Origin of the sequence: Mycobacterium intermedium (genome assembly GCF_002086275.1) — a bacterium.
Taxonomy (GTDB): domain Bacteria; phylum Actinomycetota; class Actinomycetes; order Mycobacteriales; family Mycobacteriaceae; genus Mycobacterium; species Mycobacterium intermedium.
Window position 1 is genome coordinate 15229 of record NZ_MVHT01000060.1, and the last position, 25747, is coordinate 40975.

22 protein-coding genes and 1 pseudogene are annotated in these 25747 nt (G+C 66.4%); 6 read left to right on the forward strand and 17 right to left on the reverse strand.

Annotation, left to right across the window (positions count from 1 at the left end; genetic code table 11):
* Positions 1-19: 19 nt before the first annotated feature.
* The gene (locus BST27_RS19790) at positions 20-508 is read left to right on the forward strand and encodes a hypothetical protein (protein ID WP_232007414.1); all 489 of its coding nucleotides are present in this window, start codon (positions 20-22) and stop codon (positions 506-508) included.
* Positions 509-566: 58 nt separating this feature from the next.
* On the opposite strand, the gene BST27_RS19795 is transcribed toward BST27_RS19790, so the two are convergent.
* The 3 genes from BST27_RS19795 to BST27_RS19805 are packed head-to-tail and all read right to left on the reverse strand — an operon-like array spanning position 567 to position 2719.
* Positions 567-923 (reverse strand): DoxX family protein, encoded by a 357-nt coding sequence (locus tag BST27_RS19795; RefSeq protein ID WP_069421723.1) that lies wholly within the window; start codon positions 921-923, stop codon positions 567-569.
* A 9-nt stretch (positions 924-932) separates the two neighbouring features.
* Entirely contained in the window at positions 933-2246 is a 1314-nt protein-coding gene (locus tag BST27_RS19800) for an SPFH domain-containing protein (protein ID WP_079220004.1), read from the reverse strand.
* Between the two features lie 41 nt (positions 2247-2287).
* A complete protein-coding gene (locus tag BST27_RS19805) occupies positions 2288-2719 on the reverse strand; it encodes an NfeD family protein (protein WP_069421722.1) in 432 nt (143 codons plus the stop codon).
* A gap of 57 nt (positions 2720-2776) precedes the next feature.
* On the opposite strand from BST27_RS19805, the gene BST27_RS19810 reads away from it, so the two are divergent.
* On the forward strand, positions 2777-3664 hold the full coding sequence (locus tag BST27_RS19810; RefSeq protein ID WP_069421738.1) for a hypothetical protein: 888 nt from the start codon (positions 2777-2779) through the stop codon (positions 3662-3664).
* On the opposite strand, the pseudogene BST27_RS19815 reads toward BST27_RS19810, so the two are convergent.
* From BST27_RS19815 to fabG1, 3 genes and pseudogenes are all read right to left on the reverse strand, one after another.
* A pseudogene (locus BST27_RS19815) lies at positions 3630-4696 on the reverse strand (ferrochelatase). The gene BST27_RS19810 and the pseudogene BST27_RS19815 overlap by 35 nt on opposite strands.
* 27 nt (positions 4697-4723) lie before the next feature.
* Positions 4724-5533, reverse strand: a complete 810-nt coding sequence (inhA, locus tag BST27_RS19820; RefSeq protein ID WP_069421720.1) for an NADH-dependent enoyl-ACP reductase InhA — start codon at positions 5531-5533, stop codon at positions 4724-4726.
* A gap of 25 nt (positions 5534-5558) precedes the next feature.
* Positions 5559-6329: a 3-oxoacyl-ACP reductase FabG1 gene (gene fabG1 / locus BST27_RS19825; RefSeq protein ID WP_069421719.1), complete on the reverse strand. Its 771-nt coding sequence runs from the start codon at positions 6327-6329 to the stop codon at positions 5559-5561.
* Between the two features lie 66 nt (positions 6330-6395).
* On the opposite strand from fabG1, the gene BST27_RS19830 reads away from it, so the two are divergent.
* Entirely contained in the window at positions 6396-7934 is a 1539-nt protein-coding gene (locus BST27_RS19830; protein ID WP_069421718.1) for a hypothetical protein, read from the forward strand.
* Between the two features lie 83 nt (positions 7935-8017).
* Here the strand turns inward: BST27_RS19830 and BST27_RS19835 are convergent, their stop codons facing one another.
* The 6 genes from BST27_RS19835 to BST27_RS19860 form a co-directional block, all read right to left on the reverse strand.
* Entirely contained in the window at positions 8018-9025 is a 1008-nt protein-coding gene (locus BST27_RS19835; RefSeq protein ID WP_069421717.1) for a VWA domain-containing protein, read from the reverse strand.
* Positions 9022-9933 (reverse strand): DUF58 domain-containing protein, encoded by a 912-nt coding sequence (locus BST27_RS19840; RefSeq protein ID WP_069421716.1) that lies wholly within the window; start codon positions 9931-9933, stop codon positions 9022-9024. Before BST27_RS19840 ends, BST27_RS19835 begins: the two co-directional genes overlap by 4 nt.
* 53 nt (positions 9934-9986) lie before the next feature.
* Positions 9987-11096: a chaperone MoxR1 gene (gene moxR1 / locus BST27_RS19845; protein WP_069421737.1), complete on the reverse strand. Its 1110-nt coding sequence runs from the start codon at positions 11094-11096 to the stop codon at positions 9987-9989.
* 140 nt (positions 11097-11236) lie between these two features.
* Complete coding sequence (gene ripB / locus BST27_RS19850) at positions 11237-11962, reverse strand: NlpC/P60 family peptidoglycan endopeptidase RipB (protein WP_069421715.1); 726 nt, start codon at positions 11960-11962, stop codon at positions 11237-11239.
* A gap of 10 nt (positions 11963-11972) precedes the next feature.
* Positions 11973-13388 (reverse strand): NlpC/P60 family peptidoglycan endopeptidase RipA, encoded by a 1416-nt coding sequence (gene ripA, locus BST27_RS19855; protein WP_079220003.1) that lies wholly within the window; start codon positions 13386-13388, stop codon positions 11973-11975.
* A 238-nt stretch (positions 13389-13626) separates the two neighbouring features.
* A complete protein-coding gene (locus BST27_RS19860; RefSeq protein ID WP_139805258.1) occupies positions 13627-14184 on the reverse strand; it encodes an Rv1476 family membrane protein in 558 nt (185 codons plus the stop codon).
* A gap of 214 nt (positions 14185-14398) precedes the next feature.
* Here BST27_RS19860 and BST27_RS19865 point away from each other — a divergent pair, with 214 nt between their 5' ends.
* Together BST27_RS19865 and BST27_RS19870 are read left to right on the forward strand one after the other, a co-directional pair.
* The gene (locus BST27_RS19865; RefSeq protein ID WP_069421713.1) at positions 14399-17215 is read left to right on the forward strand and encodes an aconitate hydratase; all 2817 of its coding nucleotides are present in this window, start codon (positions 14399-14401) and stop codon (positions 17213-17215) included.
* A gap of 9 nt (positions 17216-17224) precedes the next feature.
* Positions 17225-17788: a TetR/AcrR family transcriptional regulator gene (locus BST27_RS19870; RefSeq protein WP_069421712.1), complete on the forward strand. Its 564-nt coding sequence runs from the start codon at positions 17225-17227 to the stop codon at positions 17786-17788.
* Between the two features lie 44 nt (positions 17789-17832).
* Here the strand turns inward: BST27_RS19870 and BST27_RS19875 are convergent, their stop codons facing one another.
* Positions 17833-18039, reverse strand: coding sequence for a helix-turn-helix domain-containing protein (locus BST27_RS19875; protein ID WP_069421735.1), 207 nt, complete (start codon positions 18037-18039; stop codon positions 17833-17835).
* 71 nt (positions 18040-18110) lie between these two features.
* Positions 18111-19346: a cytochrome P450 gene (locus BST27_RS19880; RefSeq protein ID WP_069421711.1), complete on the reverse strand. Its 1236-nt coding sequence runs from the start codon at positions 19344-19346 to the stop codon at positions 18111-18113.
* Between the two features lie 231 nt (positions 19347-19577).
* On the opposite strand from BST27_RS19880, the gene BST27_RS19885 reads away from it, so the two are divergent.
* The gene (locus tag BST27_RS19885) at positions 19578-22931 is read left to right on the forward strand and encodes a helix-turn-helix transcriptional regulator (protein ID WP_276015424.1); all 3354 of its coding nucleotides are present in this window, start codon (positions 19578-19580) and stop codon (positions 22929-22931) included.
* A gap of 3 nt (positions 22932-22934) precedes the next feature.
* Here the strand turns inward: BST27_RS19885 and BST27_RS19890 are convergent, their stop codons facing one another.
* The 3 genes from BST27_RS19890 to BST27_RS19900 all read right to left on the reverse strand — a co-directional run.
* Positions 22935-24563, reverse strand: coding sequence for an ABC-F family ATP-binding cassette domain-containing protein (locus tag BST27_RS19890; RefSeq protein ID WP_069421710.1), 1629 nt, complete (start codon positions 24561-24563; stop codon positions 22935-22937).
* Between the two features lie 21 nt (positions 24564-24584).
* Positions 24585-25394: an enoyl-CoA hydratase gene (locus BST27_RS19895; protein WP_069421709.1), complete on the reverse strand. Its 810-nt coding sequence runs from the start codon at positions 25392-25394 to the stop codon at positions 24585-24587.
* A gap of 36 nt (positions 25395-25430) precedes the next feature.
* On the reverse strand, positions 25431-25747 hold a 317-nt coding region (locus BST27_RS19900; protein ID WP_249025709.1), incomplete at its 5' end, for a thioredoxin domain-containing protein.

Sequence of the window (25747 nt, forward strand, 5' to 3'; positions counted from 1 at the left end):
CAACGACGTGAGGAGCCGTATGACCTCCGACGAATCCAAGACCGCTCCCGACTCGGCGCCCGCGGCACCCGTCGCTACCGCTGAGCCGGTGACAGCCCAACCGACCGCCAAGCGCCGTCATTCCACCGGCATCGTGGTCGGCGCCGGACTGGTGGGCGGTCTCGTAGGTTCGCTGTTCACCGCGGCGGCTGCCGTGTTCTTCTTCACTTTCGCCGGCCCGCCCGGGCCGCCGCCACACCATGGACCCGGTGGACCGGCCGCTCATCTCGGCTTCGGTCCGCCGGGACCCCCGCCTGGGCCGATGGTGGGTCCCAACGGGCCGGGCTTAGGCATGGGGCCCATGGGTCCAGGCCACCGCGGGTTCCCGCCGCCGCAGTTCCCGGGCGGTCCCCCACCGCAGGGCGGCCCGCAGGGTGGGCCCGGTGCGCCGGGGGCCCCGCAGCAGGGTGGGCCGGGCCAGACGCCGGCATCGCCATCGCCTAGCCCGTCACCGGCCCCGCCGAGGTAACCACCGCACGGTCCCGCCGCGGTCGCGAAGCATCGCGGCCGCGGCGGCCGCGTCTGCTCTAGGTCTGGTCCGGTCCCTTCACGGTCATGACCGTGAACAACGCAAGGAACGACGCCGCCGGAAGCGCGGTGACCGTGAAATCCCGAGCGCGGACGTGCGCCGCGACCGCCAGGACGAAGTACAAGGTCAACATCGCCGTCGTCAATCGCGCCAAGGCGGGGAAACGATAGACCGACAGCAACCCGATCGCCGACGCAGCCTTGGCCACCGGCATGACCGGGCGCACGGTCTCGGGCACGTCCAGTCGATCGAGAAGGTCTTTGATCGGAGTCAGCGGGATCGCACACGCCACGGCGTCGCCGGCCTGAAACGCCGCCAGCGCTGCATAGGTCTTCGGTGACGTTAGAGCGCTCATATCGAAAACCTACCGATTCAGGCCCTGCGGCGGACCGTACGGCCCTGGCTGTCCCGGCTGCGCCGGACGCCCTGGCTGCGCACCATGCGCACCGTAGGAGCTCGGCGGGCCCTGCGGGCTGGGCGGGCTCGGCGGGCTGGCCGGGCTCGGCGCCCGAACCGCCGGGCTTGGGCTCGGCGGACTCGCCGGGCTGGGCGGGACTGCCAGCGGGCCGTCCACCGGTTGGCGGGCTATCGCCTCGGCCTTGGCCACCGCTTGGGCGATGGTCGGGTCGCTCTCGGTGGAGAACCAGTCGGCGACATCGGCGTCGTCTTCGGCGGCCGAGTGCTTCGGCACGTCTTCGACCGGGGACGGCTCGAAGCGGAACACGCCGTCTTCGCCGGGCTTGCCCAAAAGGCGAGTGAACCCTTGTAGTGCGGCGTTGAAATCGCTGGGAACGACCCAGACCTTGTTGGCGTCGCCGCGCGCCATCTCGGGCAGCGTCTGCAGATACTGGTAGGCCAGCAGCTCCGGGGTCGGACGGCCGGCCTTGATCGCGGCGAACGTCTTCTCGATGGCCTTGGCCTCACCCTGCGCGCGCAGGTAAGCCGCGGCGCGCTCACCCTGGGCGCGCAGCATCCGGGACTGGCGGTCGGCCTCGGCGGACAGGATCGCGGCCTGCTTGGCGCCCTCGGCGGCCAGAATCTGGGCTTGCTTCTGCCCCTCGGCCTGCTTGATCTGCGCTTCGCGGGTGCCCTCGGCGGTCAGGATCATTGCCCGCTTCTCCCGGTCCGCCTTCATCTGCTTTTCCATCGAAGCCTGGATGGACGGCGGCGGGTCGATGCTGCGCAGTTCCACCCGCGCCACCCGCAGCCCCCACCGGCCGGTCGCTTCGTCGAGCACGCCACGCAACTGGGCGTTGATCTGGTCACGCGAAGTCAAGGTCTGCTCGAGGGTCATGCCGCCCACCACATTGCGCAGCGTGGTGGTGGTCAGCTGCTCGACCCCGACGATGTAGTTGCTGATCTCGTACACCGCCGCCTGCGGATTGGTGACCTGAAAGTAGACGACGGTGTCGATGTTGAGGGTCAAGTTGTCCTCGGTGATCACCGGTTGCGGTGGAAACGACACGACGCGTTCACGCAGGTCCACCCGGGCGCGGACGCGATCAAAGAACGGCACCAACAACGTCAGTTGCCCGCTGACGGTGCGGCTGTAGCGACCCAGCCGCTCGATCACCGCGGCCTCAGCCTGCGGGATCAAGGCAACCGACTTGGCCACCACGATGATCGCGAATATCACGACGATGGCCAGCAAAACTAAGCCCGCAACCGCACCTTCCACCGGGATTCCTTTCTCGAGCCGTTATGGCGCTTGGATGACTGCTAACCGTTCCTGAACACCACCGCGGTGGCACCGTCGATATGCACGACGGTGACCGACTCGCCAGGCTCGTAGACATCACCTTCGTTGAGCGGCCGGGCCGTCCAGATCTGACCGTCGAGCTTCACCTGGCCCTCGTCGCGGGCGACCCGGTCGAGTACCAACGCGCTCTTACCTTCGAGCGCCTTGATACCCATCACCGCGCCCTTGCCGGAGAGTCGGTGCCGCAATGGCGGGCGGACCAACGTCAGCATCAGAACCGACACGATGAGAAAGACCACACCGTCGGCCCACGGCGGCCAATCCAACAGCCAGCTGCTGCCGGCCGCGGCCAGCGCGCCGCCGCTGAGCATCAACAGGAACATGTCGCCGGTGAGTGCCTCAGCGCCGGCAAGCACCAACGCTGCGATCAGCCAGATCAGCGCCACGGGCATGGGCACAGAATACGCGTGATCCGCCACAACGTCGGCGAACAACTACACTGCGACATCATGTGGTGTCCGAGTGTTTCGCTGTCGATGTGGGCCAATGCCTGGCTCGCGGGCAAGGCCGCGCCCGACGACGTCCTGGATGCGTTATCACTCTGGGCGCCAAGGCAATCGGTCGCCGCCTACGACGCGGTCGCCGCGGGGCACACCGGGCTGCCGTGGCCCGATGTCAACGACGCCGGAACGGTTTCACTCTTGCAGACCCTGAGAGCGGCGGTCGGGCGACCGCCGTCGTCGGCATTTGGGGCGATCAATGTGGTGCTGCCCGTACCTGGCGACGTGCGCGGACTATGCGCGGGAACACAGTTCGAACAGGACGCACTCGCTGCGGGCGAGGCGGTGATCATCGCCAATCAGGCCGACCCCAGCACCGCGATCGGTCTGGTTCCGGAGTTCTCCTACAGCGACGTCGACGCGGACGAGACCGTCGATACTGATGACGCGGCGTCACCCGAACTGTGTGCGCTGACTTGGATGGTGTACTCGCTGCCCGGCGTGCCGGTGCTGGTCCACCACGAACTCGGGGATGCCGAATTCGCGTTGCGGTCAGCGGTGCGTTCGGCCGCCGATGCATTGAGCGCACTGGGTCTGGGCTCGGCCGGAGGCGGTATCGACAACCCGCGCGGCTTGGTTGAGCAGATGCTGGAATCGCTGCGGCAGCACCGGATCCCCGACCACGCGCCGTCGCGCGCGCTGCGGGTGTTAGAGAACGCCGCACACGTGGACGCGATCATGGCGGTCAGCGCCGGGATGAGTCAGCTCCCGGTGGGAACCCGGTCGCTGTCCGAAGCCGAACTTGCCACGGACGCGCTGCGACCGCTGGCGGGGGTGGTGCGTTCGGCGCGCATGGCCGCGGTCAGCGCGATCCTGCACTCGGCATGGTCGGACTGACGATCCTCGTCAGACGGCATCTCGCCGCGCACAGTGCGGCGGACGACAAGGCTCCCCGTTGACGCTGGCCAGACATCCCGGGGTCGGGTCGGGGTCGGGGACCCTGTCTGGCGCACGGCCGCAACGGAGTTCGTCGATCAAACTTGCGGCCAGCCGGGCGAAACGCCGATCGGCATTGGGAGTACTGGCGCGGGCCAGGGCGATGCCGGCAGCCTCGGCCTGGGTTCGCAATTCCTCGTCGAGGTCCCACACCACCTCGATATGGTCGGCGACGAACCCGATCGGGCAGACGATCACCGCCTTGACACCTTTGTCGGCAAGAGTCGTCAGATGGTCGCCCACGTCGGGCTCCAACCAGGGCACCTGCGGCGGACCCGAGCGCGACTGCCACACCAGGTCGTAATCGGAGTAACCGGCAGCTGTCGCGACAAGCCTTGCGGCATAAGCGACTTGGCGGCTGTACAGGTTCGGGCCGCAGCGGGCGTCGGCGGCCACCGGGATGGAATGGGCGGTGAACACCAACCGGGCCACATCTTTCTGCCCGGCGGGCAGTTCGCGGGCGGCCGCCGCGACGGCGTCGGCGAACATCTCCACGAACAGCGGGTGGTCGAAGTAGGTGCGAAGTTTGACCAACTCGGGCGCGTTCGGCCCGGCCGCACGGCGCGCCCGCGCGATGTCCTCGACGTATTGGGTGCAGCTGGAGTACCCACCCCACGCCGACGTGGCGAAGACAGCGGCACGTTGAATACCGTTGTCGCGCATAGCTATAACGGCATCTTCCACGTACGGCTCCCAGTTGCGGTTGCCGAAATACACCGGCAGATCCTGCTCGGCCTCCAACTGAGCGATCAGTGCGCGGTTGATGCCGTTGATCGGTGACACCCCACCGAAGTGCAGGTAGTGCTCGGCGACGGCATCGAGCCGTTCCGGTGGCACACCGCGACCCCGGGTGACGTTCTCCAGAAACGGTCGTACCTGCTCGGGTCCCTCTGGCCCCCCGAATGACAACAGCAGGATGGCGTCAAATATCACTGAACTCCATTGCGCCGTGACGCACCGCTACAGCAACTGGGTGTGGGCTCCGCCGTCGGCGAAGATGATGTCGCCCGTGGTGGCCGGCAGCCAATCGGACAGCAGTGCACACACTGTCTTGGCCACCGGCGTCGGATCCTTCATGTTCCAGCCGATCGGAGCGCGCTGATCCCAGCCTTCTTCAAGAAGCTGGATCTGGGCGCCGGCCTCCTCGCCGAGCGCGCCGCCGACGATGGCGGCCATGGCCAATGTCCGAATGGGGCCAGCTGCAACAAGATTCGAGCGCACCCCGACCTTCCCGGCTTCGCGGGCCACGAACCGGTTCACCGATTCCAGCGCGCTCTTGGCGACCGTCATCCAGTTGTAGGCCGGCATGGCGCGGCTGGGGTCGAAGTCCATGCCGACGATCGAGCCACCGGGATTCATGATCGGCAGCAGCGCCTTGGCCAGCGACGCATACGAATACGCCGAAATGTGAATGCCCTTGGAGACGTCCTCGTAGGGCGCATCGAAGAACGGGTTGATGCCCATCCCGGTTTGCGGCATGAAGCCGATCGAGTGCACCACACCGTCGAGCTTGTTGCCTTCACCGATCACGTCGGTGACCCGCTGAGCCAAGGTGTCCAGGTGTTCTTGGTTCTGCACGTCGAGCTCGAGCAGCGGCGCCTTCTCCGGCAACCGGTCCACAATGCGCTGGATCAGTCGCAGCCGGTCAAACCCCGTCAGCACCAGTTGGGCGCCCTGCTCCTGCGCCACGCGGGCGATGTGGAACGCGATCGACGAGTCGGTGATGATCCCGGTGACCAGGATCCGTTTGCCCTCTAGCAGTCCTGCCATACCTTTATCCGTCCCAATCTTCTGGTTAGTGGCCCATGCCCATGCCGCCGTCCACCGGGATCACCGCGCCGGCGATATAGCTCGCGTCCTCGGATGCGAGGAAGCTGACTACACCGGCGACCTCCTCCGCGGTGCCGACCCGCTTGGCGGGGATGAACTCCAGCGCCCCGGCCTGAATCCGCTCGTCCAGTGCGCGGGTCATCTCGGTGTCGATGTAACCCGGCGCCACCACGTTCGCGGTCACACCGGCCTTGGACAATTCTCGGGAGATCGAGCGAGCCATGCCGATCAGTCCGGCCTTGGAGGCGGCGTAGTTGGCCTGGTTGCCGATGCCCCACATGCCCGAGACCGAACCGACGTAGATGATGCGGCCGAAGCGCCGGCGCTGCATGCTGCGCGAGGCGCGCTGGGTCACCCGGAACGCCCCCGTCAGGTTCGCGTCGATGACCTTCTGGAACCGCTCCTCGGTCATCCGGATGAGAAACGCGTCCGCCGAGATGCCCGCGTTGGACACCAGCACCTCGACCGGGCCCTGATGCTCTTCGACCTCCTTGAAGGCGCGGTCGACGGCTTCGGTGTCTGTGACGTCGCACACGACGCCGAACAGCCCATCCGGCGCCCCGGAGCCGCGGTGCGTCACGGCCACCTTGTGGCCGTCCGCGGCGAGCCGCTGTGCGATCGCCAGCCCGATCCCCCGGTTTCCACCGGTGACCAGCACTGAACGGGATACGAATGCGGGTTTGCCGCCGTTCTTTGCGGCGGCGTCGGTAGTTGCTTCAGTGGCTGATTCAGTCACCCCGCCAACCTATCGCCTCATCGGGATTTCACTGCAATCGGCTCCGCTCCCTAGGATTGAAACTCAATGGGGGATTTGTCGACGCGTCTTCGGACATTGCAGTCGCGCGTCGCAACGCTGTTCGCAGCTTGCGGAGCGGGCCTGTTCGTGCTGCTCCTACTGCGTAACCGGGACCTGTTTACCCGGGCGATCTACGAGGCCGGGGACCCCGCCTCGAACTCGATGCTCACCATTGAGGCCAAGCACTTCGAGCTGCTGACGGGGCACTACTCCCGGGTCGGGTTCCACCACCCGGGCCCGGCGTACTTCTATATCCAGGCCGTCGGTGAGTGGTTGTTCCACGACGTCCTGCACATCGTTCCGGCTGCCTACAACGGGCAGGTGATCGCGATCATGGCGCTCAACGCGGCGCTGCTCGCGGGCGCACTGACGGTCCTCTATTCCTGGCTTCGGTCGGCGACGGCCGTGCTGGCCGCGGCCGGGGTGATGCTTATCTTCCTCGCCGAGCACAGCCAGCTGGTCTGCTCGACCTGGATACCGCACGCGTGCTTCGCGCCGTTCCTGCTACTGCTCTTCGCAGGGGCCTCGGTCGCCGCCGGCCGGCTGCGGCACCTGTGGATCATGGTGTTGGCCGGCAGCCTGCTGGTACATGGGCACGCGGAGTTTCTGGTCCTGGTCCCGGTACTGGCCTTAGCCGTACTGATTCCGCAGCGGCGCAACCTGCTGTCTCATCGCCGTGAGGTACTGATCGCGACGGGTGTGCTGGCGTTGTTCCTCACACCGATCGTGCTCAACGAGATCCTGCACTGGCCGGGCGAGATCGCGAAGTACATCACCTACGGCCACCGCGCCCCGAACCCACCGCTGGACGCGGCACGGTTTGTCGTCCAGTTCTGGGGCACCAAGCCCCTGCCGGGCACCGCCTTCATGATCGCCTTGTTTGCCGGGACTTTCCTGCTGGTCCGCGCCCTGCCGAAGGCTCAAGCGCGCGACTACGGCCGTCGCCTCTGGTGGGTGACCGTCGCGGGGACCGGCTTGTTCGGTTTCTACTCCTGGTACGGGGTGGACCAGCTCCATGCCTCATATATCGGAACCTTCTCCTTCGCGCTGCCGCTGGCATTGCTCATGCTCGGCTCGTCGGCGCTGGTGGTCCTCATTTCGGCGCAACGTCAGGTGTGGCTGCGGCGCCTACCGGTCGTCGCGGCCGCGTCGGCTCTCGTCGTCGGGCTCTGGATGGCCTCTACCTCCCCGGCCCTGCACCGGGACCACGATGACCTCGCCGGGGTCCCCGCGGCCCTGACCTACCTGAACGCCCACGCGCACGGCCGGCCGATCCTGTTGGAGACGCGCACCGACGAATCGTGGGCCGACGCGCTGGCACTGGCGTTAGCCATCAGCCGTGACGGCAAGCGCGCGTGTCTGACTCAGGACCGCTGGCGGCTGCGGACCACGCCGGAGTTCATGTGCAATTCCCAAGACCTGGCGCGCGGCGCGCGGTTCACCCTCAGCAGGGTGCTCCCGGTCCCACCGGGCTCGCCGATCGTGCTGAATCTCAACCCCATTCCGGCGTCGTATCCGCCCTCGGCGGTCATCGCCCGCGACTGACGGTCACGGCTCAAGGGTCGGGAGCATCAGGGGAAGCTAGGTGCAAACGACAGCTTGCGGCGCGGCCGCGGAGCGTCGACCCGCTAGGTAGGCAGCCGGCGGTTGATCAGCAACGCCGCGATGCCCGCCAGGGCCAGGACCACCGCACCCAGCCGCAGCCAACCGGTGCTCGCATCACCCTTGATGGTCTCGTAGCCGATCTGCTGTTGCAGCGACGAGTAGACGGCCTTCAACTCCGCCAGCGTGGCGGCGTTGTAGGAGTTCCCTCCGGAGAGCTGGGCGACCTTTTTCATCGTTTCGTCGTCGACGGGCACCGGCTGGCGTTGGTCGTTGATCTCGACGTAGCCGTACGGGGTGCCGAATGAAATGGTCGAGATGGGCACGCCCTGGTCCTTGGCGGTGCGCGCGGCGGTGTAGGCGCCCTTGGGGTTGTCCGGGTTGGTCGGCATCGTTTCTTTGCCGTCGGAGAACAGCACGATGCGCGCCGGCGGCGGAGTGTCGCCCCCGCCGATCACCGCGCCGACGGTGGCGATGGCTTGCAGTGCCGTGAAGATGGCCTCGCCAGTGGCCGTCCGGTCGGCGAACTGCAACTTGTCCAGGGCGGCCTTGGTCGCCTCTCGATTGGTAGTCGGTGACACCAACACCGTCGCGGTACCCGCGTAAGCGATCAAGCCGAGGTTGATGCCGGGGGTCAGCTCGTCGGCGAACTGTTTGGCGGCTTCCTGCGCGGCCGCCATCCGGTTGGGCGCGACGTCGGTGGCACGCATCGACTGCGAGACGTCGATCACCAGCATCACCACCGCACGGTTGCGTGGGATGCGGACGTCGTTGGTAGGGCCGGCCATCGCGATGGTGAACAGCACCAGCGACAGCGTCAGCAGGATCGCCGGAATGTGCCGCCACCGCGAAGGTCGCTTGGGCGCAACGCTTTCCAGCAACTCCATGTTGGCGAACCGCAGCATCCGCTTCTGGCGCGACAGCTGCAGCACCACGTACAGGATGATGAGCGCGACGATGACCAGCAGGAAAAGGAAGAACCAGGAGTGTTCGAAGCCGGACAGCGTCATCGGCCCGAGCAGCGGCAAGTTCATCGGCGCCCCGCCATTGCTCCGCGCCGGCGGGAAGCGACGAAGCGCACGATGTCGCCAATCCAGTCGCGGTCGGTCCGCAGCGACATGAGGGATGCGCCGCAACCTCGGATGGTGCGCGCGACCTCGGCGCGGTGCGCTGCCGCGGCCTTGGCGAAGTCAGCCTGCAGCTGCTCGTCGATGGTGAACTCGCGGGTCACCCCGGACTCGGCGTCCTGCAGTACCACATCGCCGATGTCCGGCAGCTCGACGTCGCGGGGGTCGAGCACCTCGATGGCCAGCACTTCATGGCGGGCAGAGATCGCGCGCAGCGGACGCATCCAGTTGATCGGCCCGAGGAAGTCGCTGATGATCACCGCCATCCCACGACGGCGCTCCGGCCGGCGCAGCGCGTCGATGGTCGCCGCCAGATCGCCGCGCACACCGGTCGGCGCCTGGGGTGTGGTCGCGATGGTGCGCAACATCGTGTGCACATGCTGACGGCCAGAGCGCGCCGGCACCCGGGTTGTGATGGCGCCGTTGGAGACCAGCGCGCCCAGCCGGTTGCCGCCACCGACGTTCAGCACCGAGATGGCCGCCGCGGCCGCCACCGCCAGGTCTCGTTTCTCACAGACGGCGGTGCCGAAGTCCAGGCTGGCCGACATGTCGACCACCAGCCACGTCTCCAACTCCCGGTCGGCGATCATCTGCCGGACGTGTGGGTGGGTGGTGCGCGCGGTGACCGCCCAGTCCATCCGGCGGACGTCGTCGCCAGGCTGGTAAAGCCGCGACTCCCCCGGCTCCGAACCGGGTCCTGGGATCAGGCCCAGGTGATCGCCGTGCAGAATGCCGTCGAGTTTGTGCCGGACCGTCAAGTCCAAAGTCCGCAGTGCCGCAGACAGCTTGGGGTCGTCGATGTTGCCGCGCAACATCGACGGCGGAGGGATTGTAGCCGCGGGGTTCCCCGCGGGAGGACCAGTTTCTGTCACCGGCCCGCCGTGGCACCCTGCATCACCGGAGCAACCGAATGCCCTTGCTGCGGAACGGCATTCACCTGAGGCAAGGCGACCGTCTGCATGACGCGGTTGATCACGGTCTCCGCGGTGATCTCGTCGGCGAGGGCGTCGTAGGTGAGCACCAGGCGGTGGCGCAGCACGTCGGGAATGACGTCGATGATGTCCTGCGGAATGACATAGTCGCGCCCGCGTACCAGGGCCAGCGCGCGGGAGGCCGCGATGATGCCCAGGGAGGCACGCGGTGACGCGCCGAACGCGATCCAGCTCTTGACGTCGTTCATGCCCAACTGCTCGGGGTGACGGGTCGCGGTGACGACACGCACCACGTAGTCGACCAGCGCGTGGTGCACGAAGCTGTTGGCCGCGACGTTCTGCAGGCGCAGCAGGTCGCCGGTGTTCAGGATCTGCTTGGCCGTGGGCGGGGTGACGCCCATGCGGTAGATGATCTCGCGCTCCTCCTCGGGCGAGGGGTAGCCGACGTTGATCTTGAACAGGAAGCGGTCACGCTGGGCTTCCGGCAGCGGGTAAACGCCCTCCTGCTCGATCGGGTTCTGGGTGGCCATGACCAGGAAGGGGTTGGGCAGCGGGAACGTCTTGCCGCCGATGGACACGTGACGTTCGGCCATGACCTCGAGCAGGGCCGACTGCACCTTGGCCGGCGCGCGGTTGATCTCGTCGGCGAGCAGGAAGTTGACCACCACCGGTCCGAGTTCGGTGTCGAACTCTTCTTTACCCTGCCGGTAGATGCGGGTACCGATGATGTCGGTGGGCACCAGGTCAGGCGTGAACTGGATACGAGCAAACGTGCCGCCGACCACGCGGGCAAAGGTCTCCACAGCCAGCGTCTTGGCCACACCGGGAACACCCTCGAGAAGCACGTGGCCCTTGGCCAGCAACCCCACGAGCATCCGCTCCACGAGCTGGTCCTGGCCCACGATGATCCGTTTGACCTCGAAGATCGCCCGCTCGAGGGTGTGTACCTCGGCAGCCAACCCGTCGGCGCTACCTACATGCGCCTCCTGGGTCGGAGGGGCTGCATGCCCACCCGGACCCGGGTAACCGCCACCTGCTGTTGTCATCAACAACCCTCCACGCTCGATCAGACACGACTGCTTGACGCTCAAAATCGCGGGGCAGCGACGTGCCCGCGTTCAACTATTCCAGGAGTCCTGGGTTCCGTCGACGTTGCGGTCGCCCGCAACCGAAGCCCGGACCTGCCCTAGTAGTCGATGATCCTAGTCACGAAAGGCGTCATTCCGCCTTTGCGAACCGGACTGATGGTGACTTTGCCAGCGCTTCCAGACGCCTCCAACATTTGGCCATTGCCCAGGTACAACGTGACGTGCTGACTGCCGTTAGGCCCGTAGAAGATCAGATCGCCACGCCTGGCCTGGGAGGGCGGAACGTGCTTGCCGAAGTTGTACTGGTCTCCGGAGAACCTCGGGATCAACACGCCGACCCCGGCAAAGGCGTACCGCATCAGCCCCGAGCAGTCGAAGCCGACGGTGTTCGCCCCCGAATCGACGCCCTTGCTGGGGCCGTCCAGCGATCCGCCGCCCCACGAGTACGGGACGCCCATTTGTGATCCCGCCCGGCGAATCACGTACTCGATGGCCTGTGGCGCGTTGGCCCGGGGGATTCGGCTGGGGCTGGTGTTGCCGGCCGCGGCGGCTGGCGCGGCCGTGCCGCCCAGGTTGATGCCCAGCCCGCTGAGAAACTGCTTACCCAGATCGAGCGTCGTCTGGGTGGCCTGAGCGGTGGCCTGCAACGAGGCGTTGGCCACCGCGAGCGGGTCGCCAGGAGCGCCCGCACTGATGGCTGCCGGCAGGGTGGGGTCCCACTCGCCGGGGTCCGCCCCGGCGGGAGCGGCCAGAGATGCCAGCAGCCCGGTCACCAGGGCGGTGATCCAGGCCAGGCTGACTAGTCGAAATCGCTTGTGGCGCATAGCCCCTCGTTCAATACTCGATATAGCGGACCACGAAGGGCGTCATGCCGCTGGTGCGCACCGGCGCAACGCGCACCTTCAATCCGATGTCTGGCGCCTCGAGCATCTGACCGTCGCCGAGGTAGATCGTCACGTGCTGACTTCCGCCCGGGCCGTAGAAGATCACGTCGCCGCGGCGCATCTGCGAGCTCGGGATCTTGCGGCCCATGTTGTACTGCGAACCCGAGTAGTGCGGCAGCTTGATGCCCACCCCGGCGAACGAGTACAAGACCAGACCCGAGCAGTCGAAGCCGACGATGCCGGCGCCGGAGTCGATCCCTTTACTAGGGCCTGCGGCGTTGCCGCCACCCCAGGAGTAGGGCACCCCGATCTGGGACATGCCGCGGCGGATCACGTACTCGGATGCCTGCCGCCCGTAAACCCGCGGAATCCGGGTGCGGTAGGCACCCGCCGGGGCGTTGGTGATACCGGTGTCGTCGGGCTTGAGGATGCCCAGCGACTGTAGGAATTGCTTCCCCATTTGGGCGGTGACCTGCGCCGACGTCGCCGAGTAGCCCAGCACCTGGTTCACCACGGCGATCGGGTCGCCCGGGATGTTGGCACTGGGAATCTGCGGCAGGGTCGGGTCCCAGCCGTCCCACCGGCGACCGCCGCCCGGGCCGTTTCCGGAATCCCACATGTCCGGTGGCGTGCCCTGCCCGCCGGCCGCTTGCCAGGCGACGAGTCGCGCCGTGTGCAGCTTGGCTTCGGCTTCGTCGCGCTCAGCGGCTGCCCGGTTGACTTCCTCGCGCTGTGCGTCGAACTTGCGCTGGGTGTCAACCAGAGCCGCGGCGGCAGCGTCTTGGCTGTCCTTCGCGTCGGCGGCCGCCTGGTCGGCCTTTTGCTTGGCAGCGCGCGCCACCGATTCCTTGTTGACCTGTTCGGTCCGGACCCGCCGCAAGTTCGCCATGACCGCTTCGGAACTCGCGGTCAGGGCCCGGGTTGCAGTTGCGGCGGCGATGACATCGTCGGGGCTCTCGGCCGTCAGCAGGCCGTCCGCCGGTCCGTTCATGTAGGTGGCCACCGCGAAGGTGTTGAACCTCTGTTGTGCGGCGGCGATCGCGGCGTTGGCGTCGTGGACCGCCTGCTGGCTCGCCTCGAGCTCACGCTGGGCGGCCTCGGCGTTTTCCCGGGCGGTCTCCACGGCGACCAGCGCCTTGTTGACGGCCTCCTGCTCAGCCTGGACGGCTGCCGCGAGGTCTTCCAACCGCTGGTTTGCTTTGGCGACGTTGGCGATCAGAACCGCGATGGTGTTCGACGTGGGATCGGCGTTGGCGACCAACCCGGGCGTGCACAACAGCAAAACGGCACTCAACACCGACGGAACCACGGGACGAAGCAACCTGGCGGCCGGTCGCATCGAAGCGCGTCGGGGGGTGCGTCTCATCGACTTCGGTCTCCTACGGCTCAACGCGGACACAAGGTGCCAGCCACTAGGGCTTTCGCTGCAAATGGGATAGACATCACAAGCATCATTTGCACCGTACGTCACACAAGACGCTATTGAAACTTTAGAACTACACGCTTGTAAGAAGAATTAATGTGACCGAATGGTGACCTGACGCGTTTGCCAAAATGAGATGAACCCGTTACTCAGCAACGGGTTTGACGCCGCGTTTGTGCGGCTAGACGTCCTGCCGGGGCTCTTCGGCCGACCGTTCCGAAGTGACCGTTGACGTTGCTGGTTGCAGGCTACGACGCCGCATGAACCGGGCTCCGACGGCCGCCGCGAATACCCCAATCAGCAAAACAATGGTGAGTACGTCCCAAGGAAACTCGGGCGTGTTGAGCTCATTCAAGAAATTTTGTGCCGACTGGACCGGATTGCCGGTTTTTGAATGGTCCTCCCCGGCTTCCAATGTGACCCGTGGAAACACGGAACTGTAGCTGCCGACGTAGCTGGGGCTGAGCGTCAGCACGGTGGAGTCCGGATAGTCGGCGCCGACGACGGTGGAGATGTCCCGCAGCGGCGTGTCGTTCGGAGGATTGTGGTCGAGCAGCACGATCTTGAGATTGATGTGCTCGTCCTGGGCGCGATGGACCACCTCGAGCAGTCCGGGCTTGGCCTCCGGTGGCGCACTGACACCCGTCGCCGCCACCTCGGTCTTGATAGCGTCGATGTCGACGTCTTGGGGAATGTAGGCCGGCAGGAACGGGATCGTCTGCGGTCCTTGCCCGGTCATGCCTTGCCCGGTCATGGTGGCCCCTTTCTCCCAGCTCCCGAGTGCTGCACCAGGAGCACCGTACGCGACTTCGGACATTGGACTTCCAACACGCGTCGATCCCGACAAGACTGGAAGCGATGGGCCCCTCATTGCAGGACAAGCGTACTGTTAAAGTGGCACCGCACCGCCGACACGGCCCGTCGACGGTAGAACTTAATCCTCGGGAGTTGATGTGACTAGCAAGAGTTCGGTCAATTCGTTCGAAGCCCGCAACACCCTCACGGTGGGCGACAAGAGTTACGAGATCTACCGTCTCGATGCCGTCCCCCAAACCAAGAAACTCCCCTACAGCCTCAAGGTGCTGGCCGAGAACCTGCTCCGCAACGAAGACGGCAGCAACATCACCAAGGACCACATCGAGGCCATCGCGAACTGGGACCCCGACGCCGAGCCCAGCGTCGAGATTCAGTACACGCCCGCCCGCGTCGTGATGCAGGACTTCACCGGCGTGCCGTGCATCGTCGACCTGGCCACCATGCGCGAGGCCATCGCCGATCTGGGCGGCAACCCCGAGAAGGTCAACCCGTTGGCCCCCGCCGACCTGGTGATCGACCACTCCGTGATTGCCGACCTGTTCGGCCGAGCCGACGCCTTTGAGCGCAACGTCGAGATCGAATATCAGCGCAACGGCGAGCGCTACCAGTTCCTGCGCTGGGGCCAGGGCGCGTTCCAGGACTTCAAAGTGGTTCCACCGGGCACCGGCATCGTGCACCAGGTCAACATCGAATACCTCGCGCACGTGGTGATGACCCGTGACGGTCTGGCCTACCCGGACACCTGTGTGGGCACCGACTCACACACCACCATGGTCAACGGCCTTGGCGTGCTGGGCTGGGGTGTGGGCGGCATCGAGGCCGAGGCGGCCATGCTGGGCCAGCCGGTTTCGATGCTGATCCCCCGGGTCGTCGGGTTCAAGCTCACCGGCGAAATCCAGCCGGGCGTCACCGCCACCGACGTAGTGCTCACCGTCACCGAGATGCTGCGCAAGCACGGCGTCGTCGGCAAGTTCGTCGAGTTCTACGGCGAGGGGGTCGCCGAGGTGCCGCTGGCCAACCGCGCCACGCTGGGCAACATGAGCCCAGAATTCGGTTCCACCGCAGCGATTTTCCCGATCGACGACGAGACCATCTCATACCTGCGCTTCACCGGGCGCAGCGAGGAGCAGGTGGCTCTGGTGGAGGCCTACGCCAAGGAGCAAGGCCTGTGGCACGATCCCGAGCACGAGCCGAAGTTCTCGGAGTACCTCGAGCTCGACCTGTCCACGGTGGTGCCGTCGATCGCCGGCCCGAAGCGCCCGCAGGACCGAATTGCGTTGTCCGACGCCAAGAAAACCTTCCGCGAGCAGATCGGCAACTACGTCGGCGACCACCCCGAACAGCCGTACTCGAAGCTGGACGAGACGGTCGACGAGTCGTTCCCGGCCAGCGATCCGGGGTCACCGGACAACGGGCACGCCGACGACGTCCCCCAGGTGATCTCGGCTGCCACGAATTCCCAAGGCAGGGTTAGCAACCCGGTGTCGGTCAAGTCCGACGAGTACGGCGAATTCGTGCTCGACCACGGCGCGGTGGTGATCGCGGCGATCACGTCGTGTACCAACACCTCCAACCCCGAGGTGATGCTGGGAGCCGCGCTGCTGGCTCGCAACGCCGTCGAAAAGGGGCTGGCCTCCAAGCCTTGGGTGAAGACCACGATGGCCCCCGGCTCGCAGGTGGTCAACGACTACTACGAGAAGGCCGGCCTGTGGCCGTATCTGGAGAAGCTCGGCTTCTACCTGGTCGGTTACGGCTGCACCACCTGCATCGGCAACTCCGGGCCGCTGCCGGAGGAAATCTCAAAGGCGGTGAACGACAACGACCTTGCCGTCGCGGCCGTGCTGTCGGGCAACCGCAACTTCGAGGGCCGGATCAACCCCGACGTGAAGATGAACTACCTCGCCTCGCCCCCGCTGGTGGTCGCTTACGCGCTGGCCGGGTCGATGGACTTTGACTTCGAGACCGACCCACTCGGCAAGGACCAAGACGGCAACGACGTCTTCCTCAAGGACATCTGGCCGTCGCAGAAGGACGTTGCCGACACCATCGCCTCGGCGATCAGCCGGGAGATGTTCACCAAGAACTACGCCGACGTGTTCAAGGGCGACGAGCGCTGGCAGAACCTGCCGACGCCCAGCGGCGACACCTTCGAGTGGGACCAAGAGTCGACCTACGTGCGCAAGCCCCCGTACTTCGACGGCATGTCCAAAGAGCCGGAGTCGGTCAGCGACATCCACGGCGCGCGGGTCTTGGCACTACTGGGCGACTCGGTGACCACCGACCACATCTCCCCCGCCGGCGCCATCAAGCCCGAGACGCCCGCGGCGAAGTACCTTGACGAGCACGGTGTGGCCCGCAAGGACTACAACTCCTTCGGTTCCCGACGCGGCAACCACGAGGTGATGATTCGCGGCACCTTCGCCAACATCCGGTTGCGCAACCAGTTGCTGGACGACGTCTCCGGCGGCTACACCCGCGACTTCACCCAGGAAGGTGCCCCGCAGGCGTTCATCTATGACGCGGCGCAAAACTATGCGGAGAAAGGCATTCCGCTGGTCGTGCTGGGCGGCAAGGAGTACGGATCGGGCTCATCACGTGACTGGGCCGCCAAGGGCACCCGGTTGCTGGGTGTGCGTGCGGTGATCACCGAGTCGTTCGAGCGCATCCACCGGTCCAACCTGATCGGCATGGGCGTGATCCCACTGCAGTTCCCCGAAGGGGAAAACGCGGAGTCGCTCGGGCTCGACGGGACCGAGACCTTCGACATCACCGGCATCGAGGTGCTCAACGAGGGCAAGACGCCGAAGACGGTGAAGGTCAAGGCCACCAAAGACGGTGCGGACCCGGTCGAGTTCGACGCGGTGGTGCGCATCGACACCCCCGGTGAGGCCGACTACTACCGCAACGGCGGCATCCTGCAGTACGTGCTGCGCAACATGCTGAAGTCGAACTAGCACCTACTCGTGCCCAAGGTCAGCGAGGACCATCTGGCGGCTCGCCGCCGCCAGATCCTCGACGGCGCTCGCCGCTGCTTCGCCGAACACGGCTACGACAGGGCGACGGTTCGTCGTTTGGAACAGGCGATCGGGATGTCGCGCGGTGCGATCTTTCACCACTTCCGCGACAAGGACGCGCTGTTTTTTGCGCTGGCGCATGAGGACGCCGAACGCATGGCCGACGTCGCGTCGCGCGAGGGTCTCATCCAGGTGATGCGCGACATGCTGGCCGCTCCTGACGAATTCGACTGGCTGGCAACCCGGTTGGAAATCGCTCGGAAGCTGCGCAACGATCCCGCGTTCAACCGGGGGTGGGCGGAGCGCTCCGCCGAACTGGCGGCGGCGACACACGAACGGTTGCAGCGACAGAAGGAGGCACACCGGGTGCGCGACGACGTGCCCGGTGATGTGCTGCAGTCCTACCTCGAGTTGGTGCTGGACGGACTGGTCGCGCGGCTGGCGGCCGGCGAAGACCCGCAACGGCTGGCCGCCGTGCTCGACTTGGTGGAAAACTCGGTGCGCCGCAACTGATTTGCGCGGGACACGCTCGTTAGCGCGACGAGCGCGCCGCGAAGTTACGTCCGCGCCGCCGCCCGCGCCTTGGAGACGTGGTTGGGGCCGCCCCGACTGCGCATCGTGGTACCCGACTGGAGCAGCAGGCTGTGCACGGACCCGTACGACCGGCCGGTCGTGGCCGCCAAGTTGCGGATACTGGCTCCGCCCTCGTAGGCGTCGCGCAACTCGCTCAACAACTGGTCGCGGGTCTTCTTTGACTTCCGCATGGGTACCTCCACATGAAACGCGTCCCCGCCCCTTAGCGTAGAACCCGCCGTCACCGATGCGAGGGTTTCGCTCAAACAAAAACATTGGGCTCGAATGCGATGGGCAGGGTGATCGGTCCGCCAAGTGTGTTCACCGGGCCCCAGGGAGCGGGACCGGTGCGGCGGGCAGTGGGCATGCGTCGTGTCATGACCGTCAGGGCTTCGGCCAATTCAAGGCGGGCCAGATTGGCGCCGAGGCAGTAGTGCACGCCGCTGCCGAACGTCTGGATCGGCGGGGCGCCCACGCGCGTGATGTCGAGGCGGTCGGGGTCGTCGTAGACGGACGGATCGCGATTGGCCGCTCCGGTGTTGACGACGACTATTGTGCCGGCGGGTATTTGGACGCCGCCCAACGCGACCGTCTCGAGGGCTACCCGCAGGGTCACGAACGTCAACGGTGAATGCCGAATGAGCTCCTCGACCGCATTACCGGCCAACTCCGGCTCGCGGCCCAGCAGCGCCCATTGGTCGGGGTGATCGCACAGCATGTGCACCGCCGCACCCAACTGGTGGCGGGTGGTGTCGGTGCCCGCCATCAGCAAGGAGATGACCAGCATGCGGAGTTCGTCGACGCTCAACCTGTCGCCGTCGTCCTCCGCACGGATCAGCTCGGAGATCAGGTCGTCGGTCAACGCATGGCGTCGGCGCGCGAGCATGTCGTCGACGTAGGTGTCGAGTGCGTCCCAGGCCGTCAAGATGGTCGGGGTGTCATTGGCGACGTTCCAGCCGAAGGCCTTCAGGATGTCGTCCGTCCAATCGGAGAACAACTCCCAGTCTTCGGGCGGGGCACCGAGGAGCGCGCAGATGACCGGAATGGGGTACTGGCGCGCGATGTCGTTGACGACGTCGCAGTGCCCGCGCGCGCTGTGCCGGTCAACCAGGCCGGTGATGACATCGATCATCGTCGCACGCAGGCGCGTAGCCGCCTTGGGCATAAAGGCTTTCGACACCAACCGGCGCAACCGGTGATGCGCCGCGCCGTCAAGGCTGATGATGAGGGTGGCCACACGGTCCCACACCGGACCGTCGGTGATTCCTTGCGCGGCAAGGAACATCCCCTGCGGCACCCGGAATCGCGGGTCACGAAGGGCGGTGCGCACCAGATCGTAGGTCAGCAGCTCCGGGCCGTACGGCCCGATCGCGATCGGCGCCTTCTCGCGAGCCTGTCTGATGATTGCGTGAGCTTCGTCGGGATGCTGAGCGCTTCCGTAGTCGATCGTCGGTAAGCCGGCTTCGAAGACGTTGGGGCAGTCGATCGTCGCGGTCACGGTGGTCCTCCTTGGTCGGGTCTCGTCCAACCGACTATCGACTTCCGGACGCCACAAAAAATCGGGGAGAACACGGTAATAAGGCACCGTTGACTCTGCGGCTAGGGCGGAGAAGTACGAGAAGGTGCCGCCCTGAGCGCAGAGTGAACGCGCTTGCCCCGCACTGCACCCAGGCCCGCATACGGGATTTCCCTGATGTATGCGGTCACGGGCACAGAGATGCTGGCTAGCATGACCGAAACCGATCCGCGCGCAAACCTTGCGCCGGTGAACTGGGGTGAGTTGGGCGTGGGCGAGCTACCGACAGGGACGGTGACACTGCTGCTCGCCGACATCGAGGGCTCGACGCGGCTGTGGGAAAGCCAGCCGAAGGAGATGACGGCCGCCATCGAACGCTTGGACCACGCGCTGACCGACCTGCTCGCCGCCCACGGCGGGGTACGGCCCGTCGAGCAAGGTGAGGGCGACAGCTTCGTGGTCGCGTTCGCCCGCGCGACCGAGGCCGTTGCCTGTGCCTTGGAGTTACAGCGGGCGCCGCTGGCGCCGGTCCGGTTGCGCATCGGTGTGCATACCGGCGAGGTTTCGTTGCGCAGCAACACCGGTGGAGAGGGCAATTACGTTGGCCCGGCAATCAATCGGGCGGCGCGGTTGCGCGATCTCGCCCACGGTGGCCAGACGGTGCTCTCGGGCACTAGCGAGGACTTGGTAGCCGATACCCTCCCGGCCGACGCGTGGCTGACCGATCTCGGCCGGCACGAACTGCGCGGTGTCGCCCGTCCCGAACGCGTGGTGCAGTTGTGTCACCCAGACATCCGCAACGATTTCCCGCCGCTTCGGACTTCGAAATCCGTTGCCACTTCGCAATTGCCGGTGCAGCTCACCAATTTCATCGGCCGCGGCGCGGAGGTCGACGATCTGCGGCATACCCTCGCCGCCAACCGCCTTACCACCCTGACCGGCGCTGGCGGGGCCGGTAAGACCCGTCTGGCCATAGAAGTCGCGGGCCAGGCGGCAGCCGACTTCGGTGACGGGGTCTGGTACGTCGACCTGGCGCCGATCGCCGATCCCGACCTCGTAGCGGTGGCGACGGCGGGCGCTTTGCACCTGGCGGATCAGCCGAGCCGCTCCACCATGGACACGATCGTCCGATTCGTGGGAGACCGTCGGATGTTGGTGCTGCTGGACAACTGCGAGCACCTCCTTGATGCGACCGCCGCGCTGAGCACCACGCTGTTGAGCGGCTGCCCGGAACTGACACTGTTGACGACAAGTCGTGAGCCGCTCGGCGTGGCCGGCGAAGTGACCTGGCGGGTGCCGTCCCTCTCAGTAGACGACGACGCCGTCGAGCTGTTCGTCGACCGGGCCCGGCGCGCACGGTCCAACTTCAGGCTGGCCGACGACGACACCGAGGCGGTGCGGGAAATCTGCCGACGCCTCGACGGGATGCCGCTCGCCATCGAACTGGCTGCGGCCCGGGCGCGGGCGTTGTCGCTCGAAGAGATCGTCGACAGTCTGCATGACCGGTTTCGGCTGCTGACCGGCGGGCGGCGCACCGCAGTGCGGCGCCAGCAAACATTGCGTGCATCCGTGGACTGGTCGCATGCACTGCTGACCGAGCCCGAGCGGGTCCTGTTTCGCCGGCTGGCACCGTTCCTGGGCGGATTCGACCTCGCCGCTGCACGCGCCGTCGCGGGCGGCACCGAGGTCGAGCGCTACCAGGTCCTCGACCAACTCACCCTGCTCGTGGACAAATCGCTGCTGGTGGCCGACGACACGGGAGGCCGAATGCGCTATCGGCTACTGGAGACGGTGCGTCAATACGCCTTGGAAAAGCTCGGCGAGTCCGGTGAAGCTGATGCCATTCGTGCGCGCCACCGCGACTACTACGAGTCGATGGCCGCCCAGCTCGACGCCCCGGCGGAAACCGGACACCAGCAACGTGTCGAGCAAATAGAAGCCGAAATCGACAACCTGCGCGCGGCGTTCGCTTGGAGCCGAGAAAACGATGACATCGAGTCGGCATTGCAACTCGCATCGTCGCTTCAGCCGCTGTGGCTCACACGCGGCCGCGTACGCGAAGGAATGAGTTGGATAGATGAGGCACTGGCCGACTTTGATCTGGTCAAAGACACCGCCAATGGCGACGTGGCGCCGGCAGTGCTGGCACGGGCACTGTCCGACGCAGCCCTATTCGACGGATGGCTCGGCGTGCCGGCGCGACGGGAACAAGCAGCCGAAGCGCTGACAATCGCTCGTCAACTCGAAGACCCTGCGCTGTTGGTCCGAGCCCTCACCGGTTGCCTTGGTACGGCCGCGTTTGACCCCGAGCAGGCGGCAACATATTTCGCCGAGGCCATAGAGTTGGCGCGCGCCCTGGGCGACAAATGGAGATTAAGCCAGTTGCTCGGCTTCCAGGCCTACGCCGCCACGATCGCCGGTGGCGCAATCCCCGAGCGCGCGGCCGCCGACGGGCGCGACCTTGCCGACTCGATCGGTGACCGAGTCGCCTCGGGTCAGTGCCGCCTGTGGGGTATCGCCGGAGGTATGACGCTTCGCGGCGAACTCCAAGGCGCCGAGGACGAGTTAGCAGACTTACTCGCCGACGCCGAGGCGGCCGGCGACTTGTTGACCAGGTTCAACGCCCTGATGGCGCGGAGCTTTGTACACGGGAGACATGGCCAGACGACCGTGGCGCTCGCCGCCGCCGAAATGGCACTCGAGTCTGCCCCCGAACTCGGCGCGGCGATCGAGGGACTCGGCTACCTCGCGTTGGGTTGGGCACGCCTGGCTGCGGGAGATGTGGCGGGCGCCAGAGACGCTCTCGCGAAGGCATATGGCCGTATACCGGACGCCGGGTTTGCTGCGACGAACCTGATGTGGAGAGCCGAAACCGAGCTCGCGGCAGGAGATGTCGCCGCGGCCCGGCTCTGGGCCGAACAGGGGGTGCTGGCAACCGCTGGATATTTTCGGACCTTCGCATTGACTACTCGTGCCCGCGTGGCCCTTGCCGAAGCAGAAGGCCCGGAAGGCGTTGAAGCGGCCGAGCGTTACGCGCACGAAGCGCTGGCCTGCGCGGCCGCTATCGGGGCACAGCTCAGCGTGCCCGACGTCTTGGAATGTCTCGCCGGCCTGGCCGCCCGAGCGGCGAGCCACACTGAAGCGGCCCGCCTCTTCGGTGCAGCGGAGGGCATTCGACAGCGCACCGGCGAAGTGCGCTACGTAGTCCACCAAGCAAACTACGCGGAGTCGGTCGCCGCACTACGAGATGCCATGGGCGAGAACGACTTCGAGGCAGCTTGGGCCGAGGGCGCTGTGCTGTCCACGGCAGAAGCGATCGCCTACGCCCAGCGCGGTCGCGGCGAACGCAAACGTCCGGCCACTGGCTGGGGCTCATTGACCCCAGCCGAACTTGACGTCGTCCGGCTCGTCAGCGAGGGCCTGGGCAACAAGGACATCGCCACTAGGCTTTTCATCTCGCCACGTACCGTCGAAACCCACCTCACGCACGTCTACGCCAAACTCGGGCTCTCGTCGCGCGTCCAACTCGCCCGAGAAGCCGCCAGACAGCCGCAGACATCGGGTTGATGGTCAGGCCAGTTCGATCAGATCCCGGTAGTCGTCAGACCAATGGTCCTCGGTGCCGTCCGGCAGCAGCACGACGCGCTGCGGGTCCAGCGCCTCGGCGGCACCCGGGTCGTGGGTCACCAGCACCACCGCGCCCTGGTAGCTGCGCAGCGCGTCGAGCACCTGCTCGCGTGAGGCCGGGTCGAGGTTGTTGGTCGGCTCGTCGAGCAGCAACACGTTGGCGGTGGAGGCCACCAGCCCGGCCAGCGCGAGCCGGGTCTTCTCGCCACCGGACAGCGTCCCCGCGGGTTGTTCCAGCTGCGGCCCGGTGAACATGAACGCCCCGAGCAGGCCGCGCAGCTCCTGCTCCCCGGAATCGGGAGCGGCGTGGCGGATGTTCTCCCAGACCGTCGCGTCGTTGTCGAGCGTGTCGTGCTCCTGCGCGAAATAGCCGATGCGCAAACCGTGTCCGGGTTCCAGGCCCCCGGCGTCGGGTTTCTCCACTCCGGCCAGTAGTCGCAACAGTGTCGTCTTGCCGGCGCCGTTGAGCCCCAGCACGACGACGCGGGAGCCGCGGTCGATGGCCAGATCGACACCGGAGAACACCTCAAGGGATCCGTAATTCTTGGTCAAGCCCTTGGCCACCAACGGTGTTCGACCGCACGGGGCGGGGGTGGGAAATTTGATCCGGGCCACCTTGTCGGCGACGCGCTCGGCGTCGAGTGCCGCCATCATCCGATCCGCGCGGCGCAACATATTCTGCGCCGCAACGGCTTTGGTGGCCTTGGCGCCGAGCTTGGCGGCCTGGCTGCGCAGCGCGGCGGCTTTGCGTTCGGCGTTGGCGCGTTCCCGACGGCGACGCTGCTCGTCGGTGGCCCGGGCGTCCAGGTACTTCTGCCAGCCCATGTTGTAGACGTCCATCTCGCCGCGTACGGCGTCGAGGAACCACACGCGATTGACGACGTCGGATATCAGGTCCACGTTGTGGCTGATCATCACCAACCCGCCGGTGTGGGCGCGCAGGAAATCCCGCAGCCAACCGACCGAGTCGGCGTCGAGGTGGTTGGTGGGCTCGTCAAGCAACAGGGTGGTGGACGAGCCGGCGCCGGTGTCCGAGGCGGCGAACAGGATGCGCGCCAGCTCCACCCGGCGCCGCTGCCCACCCGACAGGGTGCGCAACTGCTGCGTCAGGACCCGGTCGGGCAACCCGAGGCTGGCACAAATCCGGCCCGCCTCGCTTTCGGCGCCGTAGCCGCCCAGCGCCACGAAGCGCTCCTCGAGTTGGCCGTAGCGGCGGATCGCTCGGTCGCGCGCCTCGTCGTCGGCCACTTCGGCCATCAACGCCTGCTGCTTTTCCAATTCGGTCAGCAGCGTGTCGAGGCCGCGGGCCGACAGCACCCGGTCGCGCGCCAAGACATCGAGGTCGCCCTCTTTGGGATCCTGGGGCAGATAGCCGATCTCGCCCTTGCGGACCACCGATCCGGCATAGGGCTGGGTCTCCCCCGCCAGGATGCGCAGGGTGGTCGTCTTACCCGCGCCGTTGCGTCCGACCAACCCAATGCGGTCGCCCGGTTGCACCCGCAGGTCGGGTCCGTCAGGTGAGAGCAGGATGCGCGCACCAGCGCGGACCTCGAGGTCCGTAGCCGTGATCACATTCGCTCCCCTTTTGTCGGATTACTTGTCGTCGGTGAAGACCGGCGGCCGCTTCTCGGCGCGGGCCGCCACGGCTTCTTCGAAGTTCGCTGTGAGCAACCGCACGAACAGCTGCCCCAACCCCTCGGCCTGCATGTGGCCCTCCAGGCTGGAAGCATCCAGTCCACTCCACAGAGTGCGTTTGGTCAACTCGATTCCCGGCCGCGAGAACGCCGCCATGCGTGCGGCGATCGCGTAGCAGGTGTCGAGCAGCTGGGCTTCCGGCACCTGACAGGAAACCAAACCGATCCGCTCGGCTTCCTCGGCGCTGACGTCGCGGCCGGTCAGCATGATCTCGAATGCCCGCGACGAGCCGATCGCACGGGGCAGCAAATAGCTGAGCCCCAGCTCGCTGGCCGTCAGGCCGTTGTTGATGCCGGCGGCGCGGAAGTAGGCGGTGGTCGAGGCCACTCGGATGTCGGCAGCGAGCGCCAGGCACAACCCGCCACCGATGGCCGGGCCGTTGACCGCGGCGATCACCGGTTGGTGCAGCCGGCGCAGCGCCAGGATGACGTCGTCGAGCAACTCCATGGAGCGCAGCGCGTAGGTCGGGCGCGTCAGGTCTTCGACGTGTGGCACCGTGCCCGCCGACTTGTGGTCTGCGCCCGAGGAGAAGCCGCGACCGGCTCCGGTGAGCACCACCACACGCACGGAGTTGTCGTATGTGACCTGTTCCAGCGTCTCCTTGAGGGGCACCATGACGTCGAACGCCATGGAGTTCATCCGCTCCGGCCGGTTGAGGGTGATCAGCGCGATCTCGGGCCGTGGGTATTCCAGAAGGACCAAACTCACCCTGCAAGGTTACGGAAGGTCCTCCGAATCCTCTCCTCAGACCTCTCTGGGTTGCGCGGCGTCCACGTCGAAGTCCCTGAGCTGCTGCACCAGGCTCTCCAGAGCCGCCGGCGGCAGGGCCCCCGCCTGGTTGAACAGCAACTTGCCCTTCTTGAACGCCATCAACGTCGGGATCGATTGGATCTGAGCGGCAGCGGCCAGCTCCTGCTCGGCTTCGGTGTCCACCTTGGCGTAGACGATGTCGGGGTGCTTTTCCGACGACGCCTCGAAGGTAGGTGAACCACCCCGGGTTTGATGCACACCTTCTTTCGAGGGAAGGTTGTTCGCATCATGGCGAAGAGGTACGACGAGGA